Below are 20,379 nucleotides of genomic sequence, written 5' to 3' on the forward strand. Positions count from 1 at the left end.
CATGGTGGCCGCCGACTTTATTGGCCCGGGCACGGCAATCTTAGGATCAAGCCGGTTGAGCTTATCTGGTTCGCGCAGGTCGCCAGCGGTCTGTTGCTGCCGATCGTGACGGCGTTTCCTACTGTGGGAAATGAACTCGGTGCGGCTGGGTCCTTACAAAAATTCGACACTGCAAAACACGCTAGGGTTGTTGGTCTTGCTGGCAACATGGTGCTGGGTGCAAGAAGCCTGTTGTCCGCCTTTGGCTGGCTATAGTCTGCAACGACTGGACCGGAAGAAGGAATATCATCAATGCTTGAAATACGGCGACTGCTGCTGACGGAGTTCGCCCTGCAAGATGTCGAGGATTTCTTCCCGTTCTACTCGCACCCCAATGTAGTACGTTATACGGTGCGCAAAGCTCTCACTTCTCTGGCCGAGGCGCATGACCTGCTCCAGGCTGCGGTAAGAAAGGAAAGTCTGACCGAAGTGCATCTGGATCTATACGCAACTGCGTCTAATCACGCGTAGGGTTCCGACCACGGATGACTCGCAAGTGACCACATCCTTGTTTACTGCCGACACCCGCTCCTCTGACGAACTGTCGGGATTTCAAATCCTGCGCGCCAAGTACTGAGCAGCGGCTTTGCAGTTCGACTGGTTCACTACGCGGCGGACTACCCGCAAAAACGATACAGCCACGACCACCAAGGCATCAGCTTTCTGATCGCGGGGGCTTGCGCGAGCAAGTTCCGCGGTGGGAGTAAACCCGGAGTGATTCGCGACCTGATTTCCCAGGTTTCATTTGTACAACCAACAGAGGAGTTTTAGGGATGATACTTGGGAGAGTTATTAGCTTTACGCTGATCTGCGCAATGGGGCTATCGGCGCAGGCTGCGGATTGGCAGACACAGATTGCAGATTTCGGCGAGCGCCTGGTAGCGCTGGGCGCCGTTCCGGGCATGGGTATTGCAGTGGTTCGCGGCGACCGGGTGGTGTACCGGCACGGCTTCGGCACCGCGGACGTGAATAGCGGCCGGGCGGTGAATAACGACACCTATTTTTACATCGCTTCGAGCACCAAGGCCCTGACAGCCACAGCCGTCGTACTCAGGGCTGCACGCGGCGAACTCGATCTCGAGGTGCCACTCATTGACTACCTGCCGGAACTCAAAGGCACGGCCTGGGAATCACAGCGGGTCACTCTGGACGATCTGCTGGCCATGCGCCACGGCATGGACGATCGTTGGCCGGTAATTCTGCGCACCGCCTATTCCGGGGATTTCACCCGCGCCAAGCTGATTGAGTTACTCAAAGAGTATCAGCCCTCCGAAAACGGTAAACGTTTCAACTACGACAACCTGGGCTACAACCTGCTGGGCCTGGTATTGGGTGGGAACGGAGAGCACGGCTGGAAACAGGCGGTAAATACCGAAGTGCTGGCGCCCCTGGGTATGGGACAGACCAGAGCGCGAATTTCGAACCTGCTACCTGAGCAGATCGCCATGCCACACACCGTGGCCACCACGCCGATCAGCCGTATTCCGATTCTCAAGGCCGATGCCAACCTGCACGCCGCGGGCGGCCATTTCTCCACCGCCTCCAGTCTCGCACGCTTTGTCGCGGCTCAAATCAGCCGCGGAAGCCTCCACAGCAAACGCATTTTTGCCGAAGCGCCCCTGTTGCTGACCCAAAAACGGCACGCCAAACAGGACCGACAATTCGGCGACTACCATCGCAGTGGCTGGGGCTACGGCTGGGATATCGGCGACTACCGGGGGGAAACGCTGCTTCACCGCTTCGGCGCCTTCGGCGGTTATCGCGCGCACATGTCATTTATGCCGGAACACGATATCGGTGTAGTGGTACTTGCAAACGCCGCCACGCCCGCCGCGGACCTGATGGCGAACACCATCTACGAACTGCTGCTGGGCACGAAGGGAGCGGTTGAGCGCTTCGCAACCAGACTGAATGAGATGGAGCGATGGCTGGCAGGCTATAGGGAGGGTTACGCAAAACATCTGCATGAGCGTAAACAGCGCGCGGCTCCTCTGCCGCACTCACTGGAAGTCTACGCAGGCACCTATAAAAATGCCGAACTTGGCACCATGCAGTGGCTCTTGGGTGAGACGGGCCTGAAGGTGCGCATGGGGGTGGCGCACTCCCCTGTTGAAATCTACGACGCAAGCGACAACGCTTTTCGCATTGAAATAACCGGTGGCGGCAGTGTGGCGCAATTTCTCATGGACCCGTCCGGCGAAATCAATGGAGTGCGTTTTCTCGACCGGGAGTTTGTAAAGCAACATTGAGCAGAAGCCGCTTGCATTAGTAAGTGCCACATCCAGCTAACTCCCGACCTGCCACAACTGAATTAGTGACACAGTTTTTATCCAGTTCGCTCTCGACTGGTACGTCTATGGTGACCACACAGTTTTGGTGCGCAATTTCCTGGACCCCCCCGGATTTATTCACTACGCTCAGACCGTTTTACCCAATAGGCGATTTGGACCTGTGTCCAGGCTATCGCAATCGACAAGGGTAGAGGTACTTGTTCGCTGTCCCTTGAGATGCGACTCGCATTGTGACTTGGGCGGGGTCCAGAGAGAAAACTCCGACCATCCCAGGGGATTTAATAATGATAAAAACTCTCCGTAACCTGGCTCCCGCTTTTGCGGCCGGCCTGTTTGTTTTCAGTACCAGCGCCCATTCGGAACCCGGAGACTACGGTTTCTGGGATACCGTGGGTAACCTATTCGACCCGCCCGATGCCAACGCGCCGGTAACCCCGGAGCAGGCTCAAGGGATGTATCCGCTGACCCTGCGCGACCCGGATTTCAATGACGACTTCGACCCGGGCGACTACGACAACTGGCAGAAAGTGGATGTGCCGGCCAGCACAGGAGCCATGTGCGGCAACGGCTCGCCCTACAAGTTTTTCGTCTACCGGGTGCCGGATACCAGCAACACTATCTTCTATTTCGAGGGCGGTGGTGCCTGCTGGGATTACGAAAGCTGCTCCGGCGCGGGCGGTATTCGCGGCGCTCGCAACCCCAACGGTATCCCCGACAATTACGTGCAGAATATCAATCTGCTGGATTTTGAAAACTCAGCCAACCTGGCCACCGCAGCGGTATCCCCACTGATCTACACCCACCATCCTTACAACCGGTTCAAAACCGGCGAATGGAATCTGGTGTATGTACCCTACTGCACCGGTGACATCTATGTCGGGGACAAGACTGAAATTTACCAGGATCTCACCGGAGAGAACCCGGACCTGGTATGGCACCACAACGGTGTGCGCAATGTGCAGGCGGTGACTTCCTGGGTGAAGAACAATCTGCAGAAACCGAAACAGATGGTGACGGCGGGCTGCAGCGCCGGCAGTATCGGTGCGCTGCTGAACTACTCCAAGCTGCGCGCGGATATGAATGTGGATTACGGCTACCTGATCGACGATTCGGGCCCACTCTACCGGGCCCCGTTAAACAGTAACGACAGCAATAGCTATCCGTCTCTGCCGTTGCACAAGAAAGTACTGAGTTCATGGACCACTTTCACTGCCGGCGGTGATCCCAGTGACGTCAATCCGGTCAATATGCTCGCCGGTATTACCCCGGGATTTGACAGCAACGAACTCGCCTCGCTCTACACAAGCCTCTCCAACAAGTTCCCCGATGATCGCCTGGGCATCACCCACTTCCTCGCCGACGGCAATTTCTCCTCCTATTCCTACGAGCGTTTCCACGACGATATTTACAACGACCCGGACCCGGAATCGCGCTTGAACAAGCTGCGCGAGAAGTGGCAGCAGGACACCCACAGCAACCTGATCCCGCTACTCGAGCAGACCGGCAACTGGGGCTACTACTTTCCCATGTACCGGGATTTCAACGAGAGCCACTGCACCACCATTCTCGATCTGGAGTACGGCGAGATCGCCGAGCACGGGCTGGTATTGCGGGATTTTCTCAACAATATCGTGAACTACCAGGGTGGCAGCATGATGCGCGCCTACGAGACGGATCAGGTATCCGACTACGAAAACAACCACAATTGGTTCTACGATCTGGTGGGAGGACTGCTCTGATCCAGTGATCAATTGCCAGTGAACGGTGCGGAGCGACAGCATTGCGCGGTCGCTCCGCAATCACTGTTCATTGATACGCGTTTTCCCGGGCTTCCTGCAGCCGCCTGCGCAGGTATTCCTGTTTGCTCATACCATCGGGGAAAGTGGTCATCTGCTGTACCTCGCGCACTATCTGCGCTTCCATTTCCTTGTATTCGGCAAATCCCGGTACGTCCTCATAAGGATCATACTCCTCGACACTCTGTTGCGATTTCTGCCGGTAACCCTCCACCAGCTCACCGGCGGCTCGATCAAACTCCACCTTGCTGGCGCTGTTGCGCTCCAGCCAGGCCAGTTTCAGCGCCATCGCCTCGTAGGCCATTATGCGGCCCTCAGCCTCGATGGCTTCGATCAGCCGCCAGCTCTCCTCTGCACTCAGTTCGCCGCTGTTGCTGAAGTAGTCCTGTAGCGACCGCTTGTCCTTTTCCCGCTGGAAATAGCGCTGTACCCGCGGATCGGACAGCAGGCTGGACAGGTCTTCCCGACTCTGTTTGGCGGGACTGGGGCCGGAATCGTCGGCGACGGGGACTGTGGGAGTATCGGCGCTGCTCTGCGTGGGGGAGAAGAAATATCGCCAGGTGGCGACGCCAGTGCCCAGGGCCAGGACGATAACAACAGACAGCCGGATCTTATTATTCATTGTTGCTGCTCCCGTTATTGGCGGTAACGGGAACAGTGTAGCCATTGCGAGGAAATACACAAAGCACCGGGGTATCTGCGTGTGTAGGAGCCCCGGGACGCTACACCCAGTTCAGCTTCTGCTCGTCCACCGTTTTATCTGCGCAGGGGGTATTCTTCGGCGGCACGTAGCCCACACGGGCTTCCTCCGGCAGGTTGCGCTTTTCCCAACTTGCCACCGCCTCGGCACAAAGCCGGCGCTGCTCATCGGTGACCGCGGCGCCGTTGGGCCATTTTCCCAGCTCGATGGCGCGTTTTAGGCTACCAATTATCTGTGGGTTGAGATTGTTGAACAGTTGCTGGAAAGACATGGGCTCCAATACCTCGGATATCAGATGCGCACAAAGCGCCCGGAGCGCTTCTGGTCAGCTTTAGCTGACCCGCAGGGTGAAGCACGGGGATGTGCTTCACACAAAAAAGCCGGTCTCAGACCGGCTTTTTTGTGCAGGACGCCGGAGCTTACGCTTCGGCAGCTTCAGCCGTGTCTTCTTCGACCTGGGGACGGTCTACCAGTTCGACATAGGCCATCGGGGCCTTATCGCCGGCGCGAAAACCGCACTTCAGGATGCGGATATATCCGCCCGGACGGGCTCCGTAGCGCGGGCCCAACTCGTCGAACAGCTTGCGCACGGCATCCTTGTCGCGGATACGGGCGAAAGCCAGACGGCGGTTGGCGACACTGTCCTTCTTGGCCAGGGTAATCAGCGGCTCGGCGACGCGACGCAGCTCCTTGGCTTTCGGCAGTGTGGTTTTGATCAGTTCGTGCTCCACCAGAGAGGCGGTCATGTTCTTGAACATGGCCTTGCGGTGAGCGCTGGTACGGCTGAATTTACGGCCACTATAGCGATGACGCATGACTCAATTCCTTACGACTTCAATTGCCTTCGCGGCAAGTCGTTCTGGCGCGGTAAAAACCGCTGAAGTTAATTCTTTCACGGCCAGAGGCCGCTACTGCAATACTTAAAAATGTTTACAGGGCGCTCAGCTTGCTGTCGCCTTTGAGGCTGGCCGGCGGCCAGTTCTCCAGGCGCATACCCAGGGACAAGCCGCGGGAAGCCAGGACATCCTTGATTTCGGTCAGGGACTTCTTGCCCAGGTTCGGAGTCTTGAGCAGTTCTACCTCGGTGCGCTGAATCAGGTCGCCGATATAGTAGATGTTTTCCGCTTTCAGACAGTTGGCCGAACGCACGGTCAGCTCCAGGTCGTCCACAGGACGCAGCAGGACCGGGTCCACTTCCTCCTCCTTGGATTCCGGCTGGGCCTCTTTCTCGCCTTCCAGGTCCACGAACACTGCCAGCTGCTGCTGCAGGATAGTGGCGGCGCGGCGAATAGCCTCTTCCGGGTCCAGGGTTCCGTTGGTCTCCAGGTCCAGCACCAGCTTGTCGAGGTCGGTGCGCTGCTCCACGCGCGCGGACTCTACGCTGTAGGCCACGCGACGAACCGGGCTATAGGAGGCATCCAGCTGCAGGCGGCCGATCGCGCGGGTTTCCTCTTCCTCATCGCGGCGGGCGTCGGCGGGCTGGTAGCCCCGGCCGCGCGCCACGGTCAGGCGCAGGCTGAGTTCCACGTCGCCGGTGATATTGGCGATCACGTGCTCGGGATTCACGATCTCGATGTCGTGATCCACCTGGATATCTCCAGCTGTCACCGCACCCGGGCCCTTCTTGCTCAGGCTCAGTACCGCCTGGTCCTTGCCGTGCATCACAACGGCGATTTCCTTCAGGTTGAGCAGGATCTCAATCACATCCTCCTGCACACCTTCAATCGCGCTGTACTCGTGCTCGACACCGTCGATTTCCACTTCGGTGACGGCACAGCCCGGCATGGAAGACAGCAGGATGCGGCGCAGGGCGTTGCCCAGAGTGTGGCCGAAACCACGCTCCAACGGCTCCAGAACCACTTTGGCGTGGTTCGGGTTGTACTCGGTGACGTCAATACGACGCGGTGTCAAAAACTCGTTGACAGCAGTCTGCATAGCCATACCTGTTTACAGTTACTTTGCCTTAAGTGGAACTAGGTCTTACTTTGAGTAGAGTTCCACAATAAGGTTTTCGTTGATCTCTGCCGGCAGGTCCACACGATCCGGAACGCGCTTGAAAGTGCCCTCCAGCTTGCTCGCGTTGACGTCTACCCACTCGACGTCGCCACGCTGGGCGGCGAGGGAAACGGAATGCTGGATACGCATCTGCTTTTTGGCTTTTTCGCGTATGGAAATGACATCGCCTTCCTTAACCTGGTAGGAGGGGATGTTCACAGCGCTGCCGTTGACCAGAATCGCCTTGTGGGAAACCAGTTGGCGCGCTTCGGAACGGGTGGAACCGAAACCCATGCGGTACACCACGTTGTCCAGGCGCTTCTCCAGCAGTTGCAGCAGGTTTTCACCAGTGGCGCCCTTCAGGCGCGCCGCTTCCTTATAGTAGTTGCGGAACTGCTTTTCCAGTACGCCGTAGATACGGCGAACCTTTTGCTTCTCGCGCAGCTGTACGCCGTAGTCGGACAGACGGCCGCGACCGGCGCCGTGCTGGCCGGGTTTGGCTTCTGCGCGACATTTGGAGTCGTGCGGACGAACGCCGCTTTTGAGCTGCAGATCGGTACCTTCCCGGCGGGAAAGTTTACATTTTGGTCCAATATAACGTGCCATTTTGTCAGCCCCCTGTTACACGCGACGTTTTTTGGGCGGACGGCATCCATTGTGCGGAATGGGCGTCACGTCGGTGATGTTGGTGATCTTGAAGCCACAGTTGTTCAGTGCGCGAACCGCAGATTCGCGACCGGGGCCGGGGCCCTTGACTTCAACGTCGAGGTTTTTCAGGCCGTACTCCTGAGCGGCAACACCTGCGCGCTCGGCGGCAACCTGGGCTGCAAACGGCGTGCTCTTGCGAGAGCCGCGGAAACCGGAACCACCCGAAGTGGCCCAGCTGAGGGTGTTACCCTGGCGATCGGTGATCGTTACGATCGTATTGTTAAACGATGCGTGGACGTGGGCAACACCGTCGACAACGGTCTTTTTGACCTTCTTGCGAACAGTAGTTTTTGGCTTGGCCATACCTGTATCCTAAATCCTGTATCAAATCCCTCTTCTCTAGGGAGAGGGCTTGTGAAAACCTGCGAGTTCGCTTTACTTGCGAATCGGCTTGCGCGGACCCTTGCGGGTGCGGGCGTTGGTCTTGGTGCGCTGACCGCGAACCGGCAGGTTGCGGCGGTGGCGCAGGCCCCGGTAGCAGCCCAGGTCCATCAAACGCTTGATGTTCATGGACACTTCGCGGCGCAGGTCGCCCTCAACGGTGAGCTTGGCAATTTCACCGCGGATGGATTCCAGCTGCTCTTCGGAGAGGTCGCGGATCTTGGTGGATTCAGCGATACCGGTCGCTGCCAAAATAGACTTCGCCGTGGTGCGACCGACCCCGAAAACATGGGTCAGGGAGATCACGGCGTGCTTGTGGTCTGGTACATTGACACCAGCAATACGTGCCATAGAGGCATACTCCACGTATTGGGAGCCACTACTTTTAATAAAGAGCGTGGCTCTACTTAAATTCGGCGCTGACAGCGACTAAAAAACCGGCGGCGCCACCAAAAAGGCGCGCAAGAATAGCTTTTCAGACACTAAATTGCAATAGCCCAGGCCCTCCTCGATTGCGCGGGGAGGGAGATGGACGACAGTCAACGCCCCCTTTTGATACCGCCCATCCAGTGGCTGTTCGGTATCCACCGCCTGCCTTGAGGGCCTGCGGTGTCGCCGGTTATCGCGGGGCGGCAATAGCCGGCTAATTCTTCCTTTAGAAGCGGCCCATAGCCGCGATCTCTGATCGCGGCTATGGGCCGCTTCTACACCGACGGGCCTTGCGGCCCGCCTGCCGAGCGGGAGCTCGGCGCCAGCTTAGCCCTGTCTCTGCTTGTGGCGCGGATCGGTACTGCAGATTACTCGCAGAACACCCTTGCGGCGCACGATTTTGCAGTTACGGCAGATCTTTTTTACAGAAGCGCGTACTTTCATGACCTTACCTCAATTCAATCAAACTGCTCGCCGGTGTACCGCAGTTAGCGGCGACCATAGCTCTGCAGGTTCGCCTTTTTCATCATTCCTTCGTACTGGTGGGACAGCAGGTGTGACTGCACCTGTGCCATAAAGTCCATCACTACCACTACAACGATCAGCAGCGAAGTACCACCCAGATAGAAAGGTATGTTCAATCCCACCACCAGAAACTGCGGCAGCAGGGAGACCAGTGCGATATACACGGCACCCACCAAAGTCAAGCGAGTCAGCACGCTGTCGATATAACGAGCGGTCTGTTCACCCGGGCGGATACCGGGCACATAGGCACCGGACCGTTTCAGGTTGTCCGCCACTTCATTGGGGTTGAACATCAACGCCGTATAGAAGAAGCAGAAGAAACCAATCAGGCCGGCGAACAGGATAATGTTCAGCGGCTGTCCCGGCCCCAGGGCCAACGCCAATTTCTGCAGTATCTCCGCACCCAGGCCCTCGCCGCCCTGGCCGAACCACTGCGCCAGGGTGGCGGGGAACAGCAGGATGCTGCTGGCGAAGATCACCGGGATAACACCGGCCATGTTCACCTTCAGCGGCAGGTGGCTGGATTGGGCAGCCGGCGCCGCCGAGTAGCGCCCCGCCTGACGGCGGGCGTGGTTGATGGTAATCCGGCGCTGGCCGCGCTCCATCACCACCACGAAGTACACCACGGCGACAGCGACAAAGCCGATGGCCAGCAGCATCAGAATGTGCAACTCGCCCTGCCGCGCCTGCTCGAAAGCCTGCCCGATGGCACTGGGCAGGCCGGCGACGATGCCGGCAAAGATCAGCATGGAAATGCCATTGCCCACACCCCGCTCGGTGATCTGCTCACCCAGCCACATCATGAACACCGCACCGGTCACCAGGGACGTCACCGCCACAAAGTAGAAACCGAAGGCCGGCTCCGCCGAGTAGGACAGGTTCTGTCCCGCCAGACCGAAGGTCATGCCGATACCCTGGATCAGCGCCAGCACCACCGTTAGATAGCGGGTGTACTGGTTGATCTTGCGCCGACCGGCGTCCCCCTCCTTCTTCAATGCTTCCAGAGAGGGCGTCACCGCGCTCATCAGCTGCATGATGATGGAGGCGGAGATGTAGGGCATGATGCCCAGCGCCAAGATACTCATACGCTCCAAGGCGCCGCCGGAGAACATGTTGAACATCCCCAGGATAGTGCCCTGGTTCTGGTTGAACAGATTCGCCAGCTTCTCCGGATCGATACCGGGCACCGGAATATGTGTCCCCACGCGATACACCAGTATCGCGAGGAACAGAAAACGAAGGCGAGCCCAAAGCTCGCCCAATCCCTTGCTGTTGCCCAGGGAGTTTACGCCGGATCCTGGTCGTGCCATTGGGGCCTCGATTACTCTTCTATTTTTCCGCCAGCGGCTTCGATAGCCGCCTTGGCTCCTTTGGTAAGCGCCAGACCTTTAACGGTTACCGCCTTGGTCAGTTCGCCGGAAAGAAACACCTTGGCGCGTTTTACGTGGCTGCCGATGATATCGGCATTCTTCAGCGCTGCCAAATCGATGACATCGGCGTCCACCTTTGCCAGCTCCGCCAGACGCACTTCCGCGGTTACGCGGGAAACACGCGAGGTGAAACCGTACTTCGGCAGGCGCTTCTGCAACGGCATCTGGCCGCCTTCGAAACCCGGACGCACAGTGCCACCGGAGCGCGCCTTCTGGCCCTTGTGACCGCGACCGCCGGTCTTGCCCAGGCCGCTGCCGATACCGCGACCGACGCGCTTGGCGCTGTGCTTGTGGCCTTCTGCGGGAGACAAGTCGTTCAAACGCATGTTATTCCCCCTCTACCCTAACCAGGTAATTGACTTTATTGATCATGCCGCGCACGGAGGGAGTGTCTTCCACTTCCACACTGTGACCGATGCGACGCAGTCCCAGACCGGCAACGCACGCCTGATGGTTCTTCAGGCGACCGGCGATACTTTTGACCTGGGTGACTTTAATGGTCTTCTTAGCCATGACTCATTCACTCAAAACGATTCAACTTTGGCCCTTGGCGCCGATCAGCCCAGGATTTCCTCGACAGATTTGCCGCGCTTGGCAGCGACGTCTTCCGGGCTGGACATCTGTGCCAGGGCACTGAAGGTTGCGCGCACCACGTTCACCGGATTGGTGGAACCGTAGCACTTGGCCAGCACGTTGTGCACACCGGCCATCTCCAGTACGGAGCGCATGGCGCCACCGGCGATTACACCGGTACCCTGGGAAGCGGGCTGCATATACACCTTGGAACCGCCATGGCGGCCGTTAGTAGCGTACTGGATAGTGTCGCCGTTCAGATCCACCTGGATCATGTTGCGGCGCGCCGCTTCCATCGCCTTCTGGATCGCCACCGGTACCTCGCGGGCTTTGCCGCGGCCGAAGCCGACGCGGCCGTTGCCGTCGCCCACTACAGTCAGTGCAGTAAAGGCGAAGATGCGACCACCTTTAACAGTTTTGGCAACGCGATTGACCTGGACCAGCTTTTCCTGCAGGCCTTCGTCGTTGCTTTTGTCTTTCTCTCTAGCCATAACTCAACCCTTAGAATTTCAGACCGGCTTCGCGGGCAGCGTCAGCCAGGGCCTTGACGCGGCCGTGGTACTTGTAACCGCTGCGGTCAAAGGCCACCTGCTCAACGCCGGCCGCTTTGGCGCGCTCGGCGATCAGGGTGCCCACCGCCCCGGCGGCGTCGACGTTCCCGGTTTTCCCTGAGCGCAGGTCCTTGTCCAGGGTAGAGGCCGAAGCCAGTACCTTGTCACCGGCGGCAGACAGGATCTGTGCGTAAATATGTCGCGGTGTGCGGTTCACGGTCAGGCGAACAGCACCCAGCTCGCGGATCTTGGCGCGGGCACGGCGTGCACGACGCAAGCGAGATTGCTTTTTGACGTTCATTTCTATGTCGTCCTACCTAATTTGCCCTACTTCTTCTTGGCCTCTTTGCGATACACGCGCTCGTCGGCGTAGCGGACACCCTTACCCTTGTAAGGCTCCGGCGGACGGAATGCGCGGATCTCAGCGGCCACCTGGCCCAGCAGTTGCTTATCGCTGCTCTTCAATACGATTTCAGTCTGGCTCGGTGTTTCCGCAGTCACACCTTCCGGAAGCTGATAATCGATAGGGTGGGAGAAGCCCAGGGTCAAGTTGACGGTCTTGCCGGACGCTTTTGCGCGGTAACCAACGCCGTTCAACTGCAGTTTTCTTTCGAAACCCTGGCTGACACCAACCACCATATTGTTGACCAGTGCGCGCGTAGTACCCGCCAGCGCCTTGGCCTGTTTGGAACCGTTGCGCGCAGCAAAAGTCAGCTGGCCTTCGGCCTCGCTCACTTCCACATCACCATGAATTACCATGTCCAGGTTGCCGTTGCCGCCTTTGACAGCGATATCCTGGCCTGACAGGTTCACGGTTACGCCCGCGGGGATTTTTACCGGATCATTTGCTACTCGAGACATACCAACCCCCGCTTAGAATACGGTGCAGAGCACTTCGCCACCGACACCGGCCTGACGCGCAGCGCGATCGGTCATCACCCCCTGAGAGGTGGAAACGATCGCGATACCCAGGCCACCGCGTACAGTCGGCAGCGCTTTCTTGCCAGTGTAAGCGCGCAGGCCCGGGCGTGACACCCGGTCCAGCTCGGCGATAACCGGCTTGCCCTGGAAATATTTCAGGTCAATGGTCAGGTCCGGCTTGGCGCTTTCGCTTACCGCATAATCAGTGATGTAACCTTCGTCCTTAAGAACTTTGGCCACAGCAATTTTTAGTTTGGATGAAGGCAGGGTGACCGTCGCCTTTCCGCGCGCCAGGGCGTTGCGGATGCGGGTCAGCATATCTGCCAACGGATCTTGCATACTCATTTAATAGACTCCTCAAGTCTGCCTTTACCGGCCGGACCTTTTACCAACTTGACTTGACCAGGCCGGGAACATCACCACGCATTGCGGCTTCGCGCAGCTTATTACGGCACAAGCCGAATTTGCGGTAGACAGCGTGGGGGCGACCAGTGATACGACAGCGGCGTTGCTGACGTACCGGGCTTGCATCGCGCGGCAGTTTTTGCAGCTTGAGTTGAGCCTCCCACTGCTCTTCTTCAGAAGCAGTGGCACTGGCGATGATCGCCTTCAGCTCTGCGCGCTTCTGCGCGTACTTAGCTGCGGTTCGAGCGCGCTTTACTTCGCGCGCAATCATGGATTTCTTCGCCATGGATTCCTCTTAACCCTTGAAAGGGAAGTTAAACGCTTTCAGCAGCGCGCGACCGTGATCGTCGTTGGCCGCTGTAGTGGTAATGCAAATATCCAGACCGCGGAGCTTATCGACTTTGTCGTAGTCGACTTCCGGGAAGATGATCTGCTCGGTCACACCCATTGAGAAGTTACCGCGGCCGTCGAACTGCTTCGGGCTGATACCGCGGAAGTCGCGGATACGCGGAATCGCGATATCGACCAAGCGCTCCAGAAACTCGTACATACGCTCACCGCGCAGAGTCACCTTGCAGCCGATCGGCCAGCCGTCGCGAATCTTGAAGCCCGCAATAGACTTGCGCGCATTGGTCACGATGGGTTTTTGACCAGTAATTGCTGTCATGTCACTGACAGCGTGTTCCAGCACCTTCTTGTCACCAACAGCTTCGCCGACACCCATGTTGACGGTGATCTTGGTGATGCGCGGCACGGACATCACATTGTCGAGCCCCAGCTCTTCTTTCAGCTTGGGCGCGAGTTCTTTGCTGTAGAGCTCTTTAAGCCTTGCCATGATATCTACCTGATCTACTTATGCGTCAACGGCTTCGCCGCTGGATTTAAAGACGCGAATCTTAGTGCCGTCTTCCAGTACTTTGAAGCCTACCCGGTCAGCCTTTTGGCTGTTCGGGTTGTAGATGGCAACGTTGGAAGCCTGGATTGCGGCTTCTTTCTCAACGATCCCACCGGCAACGCCCAACTGGGGGTTCGGCTTCTGGTGTTTCTTGATCATCTGCACACCGGCAACAATCAATCGGCCGTCGTTCAGCACTTTGCGTACTGTACCGCGCTTGCCCTTGTCGCGACCGGCGATAACGATCACTTCGTCGTCACGCTTGATCTTGCGCATAACTCTGTCTCCGCTCGAAGGCCGTTAGATAACTTCAGGTGCCAGTGAGATGATCTTCATGAACTTCTCACCGCGCAGCTCGCGAGTCACCGGCCCGAAAATACGGGTGCCGACCGGCGCATGTTGCTGGTTCAGCAGCACCGCTGCGTTATCGTCAAATTTGATCAGGGAGCCGTCCGCACGGCGCACACCTTTTTTGGTGCGAACCACAACGGCATTCATTACCTGACCTTTCTTTACTTTACCGCGGGGAATGGCTTCCTTAACGGTCACCTTGATAATGTCGCCCACGCCAGCATAACGACGATGGGAGCCGCCCAGCACCTTGATGCACATGACGCGGCGAGCCCCACTGTTGTCAGCTACTTCTAAGTAGGATTCCGCTTGAATCATCGTCTCTCTCCGAAACTCTTCAATGCGCTAGGGGTTAAACCTTCGCCGCACGCTCTACAATTTTCTGCAAAGCCCAGGACTTGCTCTTGGACAGCGGACGGGACTCTTCGATGGTTACAACATCACCGATGCTGCAATCGTTGTTCTCGTCGTGTGCCTTCAGCTTGGTGGACTTGCTCACAATTTTGCCGTAGATCGGGTGCTTAACACGGCGCTCGATCAAAACGGTGATGGTTTTGTCCATCTTGTCACTCACCACCTTTCCAGTGAGTGTGCGCTTCAGTTCTGCTTCAGCCATGATTAATTACCTGCCTTCTCGGTCAACACAGTCTTAATGCGAGCAATGTCGCGACGAGTCTGCTTCAGCAGATGGGTCTGAGTCAGCTGACCGGTGGACTTTTGCATGCGAAGCTTGAACTGTGCTTCGAGTTGATTCAGCAGTTCCTGATTCAACTCTTCAACTGACTTTTCGCGTAGATCTGCAGTCTTCATTACATCACCGAACGCTTAACGAAAGTTGTCTTTACAGGCAGCTTGGCCGCAGCGAGCTCGAAAGCCTCGCGAGCCAGATCTTCGGACACACCCTCCATCTCGTAGAGAACCTTGCCCGGCTGGATCTGAGCCACCCAATATTCAACGCCACCTTTACCTTTACCCATCCGTACTTCGAGGGGCTTGTTGGTGATGGGCTTGTCCGGAAACACGCGAATCCAGATCTTGCCGCCACGCTTAACGTGACGGGTCATTGCGCGACGAGCCGCTTCGATCTGGCGCGCAGTAATGCGTCCGCGACCGATGGCCTTGAGGCCGAACTCGCCAAAGCTCACTTTAGAGCCGCGCTGGGAAAGACCGCGGTTGCGACCCTTCTGTACCTTGCGGAATTTTGTACGCTTTGGTTGCAGCATCTGCGTACCCCTTATTTAGCAGCTTTCTTACGGGTCTTCTTCGGCTGCTCATCGGGAATTTCGTCACCGATGACTTCACCTTTGAAGATCCAAACCTTGATACCGATGATGCCGTAAGTGGTCATCGCTTCAGCGGTGGCGTAGTCGATATTTGCGCGCAGGGTGTGCAGCGGCACACGGCCTTCGCGATACCACTCGGTACGGGCAATTTCCGCACCGCCGAGACGACCGCTCACCTGAATCTTGATGCCCTCGGCGCCCTGGCGCATTGCGTTCTGCACCGCGCGCTTCATGGCGCGACGGAACATCACACGGCGCTCCAACTGCTGGGCAACGTTCTGGCCAACCAGAGCGGCATCCAGATCCGGCTTGCGCACTTCTTCAATGTCGATGTGCACCGGCACGCCCATCTGCGCACTGACTTCGTTGCGCAGACGCTCTACGTCCTCACCTCTTTTACCGATCACGATACCCGGACGGGCGGTGTGAATAGTCACACGCGCAGTGTTCGCCGGACGCTCGATCTCGATACGGCTCACGGAAGCGTGGGCCAGTTTTTTGCGAATGTAATCGCGAACTTTCAGATCCGTGTACAGCTTGTCTGCGTACTCGTCGCTGCCGGCATACCAGACAGAGGTATGCTTTTTAACGATACCCAGACGAATGCCGGTAGGATGTACTTTTTGTCCCATGGTTTTCTCGCCTGCTCTCTTATTTCTCGGCCACTTTCACAGTGATGTGACAAGTACGCTTAAGAATCCGATCGGCACGACCCTTGGCGCGCGGTTTGATGCGCTTCATGGTCATACCCTCATCCACAAAAATCGTGGAAACCTTCAGCTCGTCAACGTCAGCACCATCGTTGTGCTCGGCGTTGGCGATGGCCGACTCCAGTACTTTCTTGACGATCGCCGCACCCTTCTTCTGGCTGAAAGCCAGGATGTCCAGGGCTTCCTCGACACCTTTGCCGCGAATCTGATCAGCCACCAGACGCGCCTTTTGCGCCGATAGACGAGCGCCGCGTAATTTTGCTGCTACTTCCATCGTTATAACCTCGGCTTAGCGCTTCTTCGCTTTCTTGTCCGCAGCGTGACCGCGGTAAGTGCGGGTAGCGGCGAACTCGCCCAGCTTGTGACCAACCATCTCTTCGTTGACCAGTACGGGCACGTGTTGACGACCGTTGTGCACGGCAATCGTCAGACCCACCATTTCCGGCATAACCATGGAACGGCGGGACCAGGTTTTAATCGGTCGACGATCATTGGCTGCAATCGCCGCCTCCACCTTTTTGATCAGATGAAGATCAATAAAGGGACCTTTCTTCAATGAGCGTGGCACTTTAGATTCCTCTTTGCTCTCTCAGTTTTGAAAAAGCCGTCCTGACTTTTTCAAAAGACGCCGATTCCGGCGCATGTCAGTAATCGGCTTTCGCCAACTCGGCAACAAAGCTGCCGATTTGCGCCGGCACATCCTGTGCCGGTCACGGTATGCCGGGTTTATTTGCCGCGACGGCGTACTATCATCTTGTCGGTGCGCTTGTTCTTACGCGTTTTCTTACCCTTCGTGGGCACACCCCAGGGGGTTACCGGGTGACGGCCACCAGAGGTACGACCTTCACCACCACCGTGCGGGTGATCCACCGGGTTCATCGCCACACCGCGAACGGTCGGGCGAACACCGCGCCAGCGCTTGGCACCGGCTTTACCCAGCTTGCGCAGGCTGTGCTCGGAGTTGCTCACCTCACCCAGGGTAGCGCGGCACTCGGACAACACCTTGCGCATCTCGCCGGAACGCAGGCGAACGGTCGCGTACTGACCTTCGCGCGCCACCAGCTGCACAGAGGCACCGGCGGAGCGGGCCAACTGGGCGCCCTTGCCCGGCTTCAGCTCGAGACCGTGGATCACGGAACCCACCGGGATATTGCGCAGCGGCAGGGTGTTGCCCACAACGATCGGCGCCGCATCGCCGGACTGCACGGTAGCACCGGCTTTCAGGCCTTTCGGCGCGATGATGTAACGGCGCTCGCCGTCTGCGTAGCAGACCAGGGCAATATTGGCACTGCGGTTCGGATCGTACTCCAGGCGCTCAACCTTGGCCGGGATGCCGTCCTTGTTGCGCTTGAAGTCGATAACACGGTAGTGCTGCTTGTGACCACCGCCGATATGGCGGGTGGTGATGCGACCGGCGTTGTTACGACCGCCGCTCTTGCTTTTCTTCTCTACCAGGGGAGCATAGGGCTCACCCTTGTACAGGTCAGGGTTTACAACCTTGACCAGGTGGCGACGGCCGGCAGAGGTCGGTTTACTTTTTACAATCGGCATTGCAACTGTCCCCTTACTTACGCCGTTACGTCGGCAGCTTCAAAGTTGATGTCGCTGCCTTCGGCCAGGCGAACGTAGGCTTTTTTCCAGTCGTTGCGACGGCCCATGCCGAAACGCGTACGCTTGGTTTTGCCTTTTACGTTCACGGTGCGAACCTGTTCGACGGAAACATTGAACAGCTTTTCAACCGCGGCCTTGATCTCGGCTTTATCGGCATCGGTGGTGACCTTGAAAACCACCTGGTTGGCGGCGTCCGCCAATGCAGCAGCTTTTTCGGAAATTACCGGGCCGAGCAGTACTTTGTAGAGTCGCTCCTGCTTGTTCATCCCAGCACCTCTTCAATTTTCTTGAGCGCAGACACGGTAACCACGACCTTATCGAAGCGGATCAGGCTCACCGGGTCGATGCCCTGCACGTCGCGCACGTCGATCTTGTGCAGGTTGCGAGAAGCCAGGTAGAGGTTCTCACTCACTTCTTCAGTGATTATCAGCGCATCCGCCAGGTCGAGCTGAGCCAGTTTGCTCACCAGCTGCTTGGTCTTGGGCACCTCCATCTCGAAGGACTCCACCACCACCAGGCGCTCCTGGCGGGCCAGCTCGGAGAGGATGCAGCGCAGAGCGGCGCGGTACATTTTCTTGTTCAGCTTGACGCTGTGATCCCGCGGCTCAGCGGCGAAGGTTACGCCACCGGAGCGCCACAGCGGGCTGCGGATGGTACCGGCGCGGGCGCGACCGGTGCCTTTCTGGCGCCAGGGCTTCTTGCCACCACCGGAGACGTCGGCGCGATTCTTCTGCGCCTTGGTACCCTGGCGGGCACCGGCCATGTAGGCCACTACCGCCTGGTGTACGAGATCCTGATTAAACTCACGTCCGAAAGTCACTTCAGAGACAGCTACAGTGCCTTTGGCGCCTTCGGGAGTAGCGATATTCAGTTCCATATCCATTTCCCCTCAGACTTAGGCTTTTACTGCCGGACGGACGATTACATCACCGCCGGGCGCACCGGGAACGGCACCTTTAACCAGCAGCAGATTGCGTTCGGCGTCGACACGAACCACTTCCAGGTTCTGAACAGTTACACGCTCAGCACCCATGTGGCCGGCCATCTTCTTGCCTTTCCACACGCGACCGGGAGTCTGGCACTGGCCGATGGAACCGGGAGCGCGGTGAGACAGAGAGTTGCCGTGGGTAGCGTCCTGCATGCTGAAGTTCCAGCGCTTAATGCCGCCCTGAAAACCTTTACCCTTGGAAGTGCCGGTTACGTCGATCTTCTGGCCGGCCTCAAAGCCGGAGACAGTGATCTCAGAACCGATTTCGAAGGTCTCCTCAGACGCGTCGGTGCGCAGCTCGAAGAGACGAGTGCCGGCCTCAGTATTGGCCTTGGCGAAGTGGCCCGCTTGGGGCTTGGAGACACGGGAAGCCTTACGGTTACCCACGGTCACCTGAACCGCGGCATAACCGTCAGTTTCCACACTTTTCACCTGGGTGACGCGATTCGGGGCCACCTCGATAACGGTAACCGGAATAGAAGCGCCATCTTCAGTGAAGATGCGAGTCATGCCGCTCTTGCGGCCGACAATACCTATAGTCATCGTTTCAACCTCTCAGTGCACGGGGCTTTAACCCACTGCGGCCGCCCAGTTTCAGAGCGTTACACTACCCGGACCTTTTTCGCCCGGGATTCGGTAGTTAATTAAAAGAGTTAGCCGAGACTGATCTGAACCTCAACACCGGCCGCCAGATCGAGCTTCATCAGCGCGTCGACGGTTTTCTCGGTGGGCTCGACGATGTCCAGCAAACGCTTGTGGGTACGAATCTCGTACTGGTCGCGCGCGTCTTTGTTGACGTGCGGGGAAATCAGCACAGTGTACTTCTCTTTGCGAGTCGGCAGCGGAATGGGACCGCGAACCTGCGCACCGGTGCGCTTGGCCGTCTCGACGATCTCCTGGGTAGACGTGTCGATCAGCTTGTGATCGAACGCCTTCAGGCGAATTCGGATGCGTTGACCCTGCATGGAATCAAACTCCAATCAAAACCAAAGAACGTCCCTTTGCGCAGCCCCGAGGGCGGGCGAAAAGGAGCGCGAATTCTACGGCCAGCACCACAGCCTGTCAACTGCCAACCAGCCTCGGTTTTGCACCGCCGGCGCGGCGTGAAACTACACTTGAAAGACGCCACTGCGAAACGAGGAGAAAAGACCGTGACCATAGCTGCAAGAGTGAGTCAGTATTTACGCGACCAGTCGGTCGACTTCCAGTTGGTCCAGCATCCCCACAGCCAACGCAGCGCCGAGAGCGCCCGCGCGGCCCGTGTCCGCGAAGACCAGGTGGCCAAAGCGGTGCTGCTCAAAGACGACCAGGGTTACGTGCTGGCGGTGCTGCCCGCCAGCAGCAGTCTGGATATGCGCGCGGTGCACGATGAGACCGGCCGCAGGCACCTGGAGATGGTGGAGGAAGGGGAGCTGAGTCGCGCCTTCCCGGACTGCGAGCTGGGCGCCCTGCCCCCCCTGGGACAGGCCTACGGCATAACCACCGTGCTGGACAACAGCCTGCGCCACCGCGACACCGTCTATTTCGAGGCCGGCGACCACGAGGAGCTGGTGGAAATGGACGGCGCGCGCTTTGCCAAGCTGTTCGAGGACTGCCAGAGCTGCGATTTGAGCAAGGACTGGCCGTAATAGAAGACAGGACACAGAGGACGGCAAACAGAAAGGCCCGGCCGCCGTCAGGCGGCCGGGCCCTCGCCGAGTCCCGAGTCCCGAGTCCCGAGTCCCGAGTCCCGAGTCCCGAGTCCCGAGTCCCGAGTCCCGAGTCCCGAGTCCCGAGTCCCGAGTCCCGAGTCCCGAT

The 20,379-nt window shown here is 58.0% G+C and carries 34 protein-coding genes; 4 read left to right on the forward strand and 30 right to left on the reverse strand.

The genetic code is table 11. The features are described 5' to 3' along the window. The first annotated feature begins 291 nt into the window (after nucleotides 1-291). From FHS09_RS19095 to FHS09_RS19105, 3 genes are all read left to right on the forward strand, one after another. Nucleotides 292-510, forward strand: coding sequence for a GNAT family protein (locus FHS09_RS19095; RefSeq protein ID WP_183462917.1), 219 nt, complete (start codon nucleotides 292-294; stop codon nucleotides 508-510). A 302-nt stretch (nucleotides 511-812) separates the two neighbouring features. Then, complete coding sequence (locus tag FHS09_RS19100; RefSeq protein ID WP_183462919.1) at nucleotides 813-2,288, forward strand: serine hydrolase domain-containing protein; 1,476 nt, start codon at nucleotides 813-815, stop codon at nucleotides 2,286-2,288. Between the two features lie 326 nt (nucleotides 2,289-2,614). Next, a complete protein-coding gene (locus tag FHS09_RS19105) occupies nucleotides 2,615-4,069 on the forward strand; it encodes a pectin acetylesterase-family hydrolase (protein WP_183462921.1) in 1,455 nt (484 codons plus the stop codon). Nucleotides 4,070-4,136: 67 nt separating this feature from the next. On the opposite strand, the gene FHS09_RS19110 is transcribed toward FHS09_RS19105, so the two are convergent. The 30 genes from FHS09_RS19110 to rpsJ form a co-directional block, all read right to left on the reverse strand. After that, the gene (locus FHS09_RS19110) at nucleotides 4,137-4,748 is read right to left on the reverse strand and encodes a hypothetical protein (protein WP_183462923.1); all 612 of its coding nucleotides are present in this window, start codon (nucleotides 4,746-4,748) and stop codon (nucleotides 4,137-4,139) included. A gap of 100 nt (nucleotides 4,749-4,848) precedes the next feature. After that, nucleotides 4,849-5,097, reverse strand: coding sequence for a YeaC family protein (locus tag FHS09_RS19115; protein ID WP_183462925.1), 249 nt, complete (start codon nucleotides 5,095-5,097; stop codon nucleotides 4,849-4,851). Nucleotides 5,098-5,245: 148 nt separating this feature from the next. Then, a complete protein-coding gene (gene rplQ / locus FHS09_RS19120) occupies nucleotides 5,246-5,641 on the reverse strand; it encodes a 50S ribosomal protein L17 (RefSeq protein ID WP_183462927.1) in 396 nt (131 codons plus the stop codon). Between the two features lie 115 nt (nucleotides 5,642-5,756). Beyond that, nucleotides 5,757-6,761, reverse strand: a complete 1,005-nt coding sequence (locus FHS09_RS19125) for a DNA-directed RNA polymerase subunit alpha (protein ID WP_183462929.1) — start codon at nucleotides 6,759-6,761, stop codon at nucleotides 5,757-5,759. 45 nt (nucleotides 6,762-6,806) lie between these two features. Further along, nucleotides 6,807-7,427, reverse strand: a complete 621-nt coding sequence (rpsD, locus tag FHS09_RS19130) for a 30S ribosomal protein S4 (RefSeq protein ID WP_183462931.1) — start codon at nucleotides 7,425-7,427, stop codon at nucleotides 6,807-6,809. Nucleotides 7,428-7,442: 15 nt separating this feature from the next. Continuing rightward, on the reverse strand, nucleotides 7,443-7,832 hold the full coding sequence (gene rpsK, locus FHS09_RS19135; RefSeq protein ID WP_183462932.1) for a 30S ribosomal protein S11: 390 nt from the start codon (nucleotides 7,830-7,832) through the stop codon (nucleotides 7,443-7,445). A gap of 72 nt (nucleotides 7,833-7,904) precedes the next feature. Then, the gene (rpsM, locus tag FHS09_RS19140) at nucleotides 7,905-8,261 is read right to left on the reverse strand and encodes a 30S ribosomal protein S13 (protein WP_183462934.1); all 357 of its coding nucleotides are present in this window, start codon (nucleotides 8,259-8,261) and stop codon (nucleotides 7,905-7,907) included. Between the two features lie 405 nt (nucleotides 8,262-8,666). Then, complete coding sequence (gene rpmJ / locus FHS09_RS19145) at nucleotides 8,667-8,783, reverse strand: 50S ribosomal protein L36 (protein WP_091516926.1); 117 nt, start codon at nucleotides 8,781-8,783, stop codon at nucleotides 8,667-8,669. Nucleotides 8,784-8,827: 44 nt separating this feature from the next. Continuing rightward, nucleotides 8,828-10,174 (reverse strand): preprotein translocase subunit SecY, encoded by a 1,347-nt coding sequence (gene secY / locus FHS09_RS19150; RefSeq protein ID WP_183462936.1) that lies wholly within the window; start codon nucleotides 10,172-10,174, stop codon nucleotides 8,828-8,830. Nucleotides 10,175-10,185: 11 nt separating this feature from the next. Then, nucleotides 10,186-10,620, reverse strand: a complete 435-nt coding sequence (gene rplO, locus FHS09_RS19155; protein ID WP_183462939.1) for a 50S ribosomal protein L15 — start codon at nucleotides 10,618-10,620, stop codon at nucleotides 10,186-10,188. Nucleotide 10,621: 1 nt separating this feature from the next. Next, entirely contained in the window at nucleotides 10,622-10,807 is a 186-nt protein-coding gene (rpmD, locus tag FHS09_RS19160) for a 50S ribosomal protein L30 (protein WP_183462941.1), read from the reverse strand. Between the two features lie 44 nt (nucleotides 10,808-10,851). Beyond that, the gene (gene rpsE, locus FHS09_RS19165; RefSeq protein ID WP_183462943.1) at nucleotides 10,852-11,358 is read right to left on the reverse strand and encodes a 30S ribosomal protein S5; all 507 of its coding nucleotides are present in this window, start codon (nucleotides 11,356-11,358) and stop codon (nucleotides 10,852-10,854) included. A gap of 10 nt (nucleotides 11,359-11,368) precedes the next feature. Next, a complete protein-coding gene (rplR, locus tag FHS09_RS19170) occupies nucleotides 11,369-11,719 on the reverse strand; it encodes a 50S ribosomal protein L18 (protein WP_183462945.1) in 351 nt (116 codons plus the stop codon). A gap of 26 nt (nucleotides 11,720-11,745) precedes the next feature. Beyond that, entirely contained in the window at nucleotides 11,746-12,279 is a 534-nt protein-coding gene (gene rplF / locus FHS09_RS19175) for a 50S ribosomal protein L6 (protein WP_183462947.1), read from the reverse strand. Between the two features lie 12 nt (nucleotides 12,280-12,291). After that, nucleotides 12,292-12,684, reverse strand: coding sequence for a 30S ribosomal protein S8 (gene rpsH / locus FHS09_RS19180; protein ID WP_183462949.1), 393 nt, complete (start codon nucleotides 12,682-12,684; stop codon nucleotides 12,292-12,294). 40 nt (nucleotides 12,685-12,724) lie between these two features. Next, complete coding sequence (gene rpsN, locus FHS09_RS19185) at nucleotides 12,725-13,030, reverse strand: 30S ribosomal protein S14 (RefSeq protein ID WP_183462951.1); 306 nt, start codon at nucleotides 13,028-13,030, stop codon at nucleotides 12,725-12,727. Nucleotides 13,031-13,039: 9 nt separating this feature from the next. Next, entirely contained in the window at nucleotides 13,040-13,579 is a 540-nt protein-coding gene (rplE, locus tag FHS09_RS19190) for a 50S ribosomal protein L5 (protein WP_183462953.1), read from the reverse strand. An 18-nt stretch (nucleotides 13,580-13,597) separates the two neighbouring features. Beyond that, nucleotides 13,598-13,915 carry a 50S ribosomal protein L24 gene (gene rplX / locus FHS09_RS19195; RefSeq protein ID WP_183462955.1) on the reverse strand — a complete coding sequence of 106 codons (318 nt, stop codon included), beginning with the start codon at nucleotides 13,913-13,915 and terminating at the stop codon, nucleotides 13,598-13,600. A gap of 24 nt (nucleotides 13,916-13,939) precedes the next feature. Further along, a complete protein-coding gene (gene rplN, locus FHS09_RS19200; RefSeq protein WP_183462957.1) occupies nucleotides 13,940-14,308 on the reverse strand; it encodes a 50S ribosomal protein L14 in 369 nt (122 codons plus the stop codon). 34 nt (nucleotides 14,309-14,342) lie between these two features. Next, on the reverse strand, nucleotides 14,343-14,606 hold the full coding sequence (gene rpsQ / locus FHS09_RS19205) for a 30S ribosomal protein S17 (protein WP_183462960.1): 264 nt from the start codon (nucleotides 14,604-14,606) through the stop codon (nucleotides 14,343-14,345). 2 nt (nucleotides 14,607-14,608) lie between these two features. Further along, complete coding sequence (gene rpmC / locus FHS09_RS19210; RefSeq protein ID WP_069946927.1) at nucleotides 14,609-14,800, reverse strand: 50S ribosomal protein L29; 192 nt, start codon at nucleotides 14,798-14,800, stop codon at nucleotides 14,609-14,611. Then, complete coding sequence (rplP, locus tag FHS09_RS19215) at nucleotides 14,800-15,213, reverse strand: 50S ribosomal protein L16 (protein ID WP_073277504.1); 414 nt, start codon at nucleotides 15,211-15,213, stop codon at nucleotides 14,800-14,802. The genes rpmC and rplP overlap by 1 nt, the downstream gene beginning before the upstream one ends. A gap of 11 nt (nucleotides 15,214-15,224) precedes the next feature. Beyond that, nucleotides 15,225-15,905: a 30S ribosomal protein S3 gene (gene rpsC, locus FHS09_RS19220; RefSeq protein WP_183462962.1), complete on the reverse strand. Its 681-nt coding sequence runs from the start codon at nucleotides 15,903-15,905 to the stop codon at nucleotides 15,225-15,227. 19 nt (nucleotides 15,906-15,924) lie between these two features. Next, the gene (gene rplV / locus FHS09_RS19225; RefSeq protein WP_067087040.1) at nucleotides 15,925-16,257 is read right to left on the reverse strand and encodes a 50S ribosomal protein L22; all 333 of its coding nucleotides are present in this window, start codon (nucleotides 16,255-16,257) and stop codon (nucleotides 15,925-15,927) included. 15 nt (nucleotides 16,258-16,272) lie between these two features. Then, the gene (gene rpsS, locus FHS09_RS19230; protein WP_067087044.1) at nucleotides 16,273-16,551 is read right to left on the reverse strand and encodes a 30S ribosomal protein S19; all 279 of its coding nucleotides are present in this window, start codon (nucleotides 16,549-16,551) and stop codon (nucleotides 16,273-16,275) included. Nucleotides 16,552-16,709: 158 nt separating this feature from the next. Next, on the reverse strand, nucleotides 16,710-17,534 hold the full coding sequence (rplB, locus tag FHS09_RS19235) for a 50S ribosomal protein L2 (protein WP_183462964.1): 825 nt from the start codon (nucleotides 17,532-17,534) through the stop codon (nucleotides 16,710-16,712). 17 nt (nucleotides 17,535-17,551) lie between these two features. Continuing rightward, complete coding sequence (rplW, locus tag FHS09_RS19240) at nucleotides 17,552-17,860, reverse strand: 50S ribosomal protein L23 (protein WP_183462965.1); 309 nt, start codon at nucleotides 17,858-17,860, stop codon at nucleotides 17,552-17,554. After that, nucleotides 17,857-18,471 (reverse strand): 50S ribosomal protein L4, encoded by a 615-nt coding sequence (gene rplD, locus FHS09_RS19245; protein WP_183462967.1) that lies wholly within the window; start codon nucleotides 18,469-18,471, stop codon nucleotides 17,857-17,859. The genes rplW and rplD overlap by 4 nt, the downstream gene beginning before the upstream one ends. 18 nt (nucleotides 18,472-18,489) lie before the next feature. Next, nucleotides 18,490-19,125, reverse strand: a complete 636-nt coding sequence (gene rplC / locus FHS09_RS19250; protein WP_183462969.1) for a 50S ribosomal protein L3 — start codon at nucleotides 19,123-19,125, stop codon at nucleotides 18,490-18,492. Between the two features lie 110 nt (nucleotides 19,126-19,235). Beyond that, nucleotides 19,236-19,547: a 30S ribosomal protein S10 gene (rpsJ, locus tag FHS09_RS19255; protein ID WP_066967210.1), complete on the reverse strand. Its 312-nt coding sequence runs from the start codon at nucleotides 19,545-19,547 to the stop codon at nucleotides 19,236-19,238. Nucleotides 19,548-19,733: 186 nt separating this feature from the next. On the opposite strand from rpsJ, the gene FHS09_RS19260 reads away from it, so the two are divergent. Continuing rightward, complete coding sequence (locus FHS09_RS19260; RefSeq protein ID WP_183462971.1) at nucleotides 19,734-20,210, forward strand: YbaK/EbsC family protein; 477 nt, start codon at nucleotides 19,734-19,736, stop codon at nucleotides 20,208-20,210. The last annotated feature ends 169 nt before the right edge of the window (nucleotides 20,211-20,379 follow it).

The organism is Microbulbifer rhizosphaerae, assembly GCF_014191725.1.
Lineage (GTDB): Bacteria > Pseudomonadota > Gammaproteobacteria > Pseudomonadales > Cellvibrionaceae > Microbulbifer > Microbulbifer rhizosphaerae.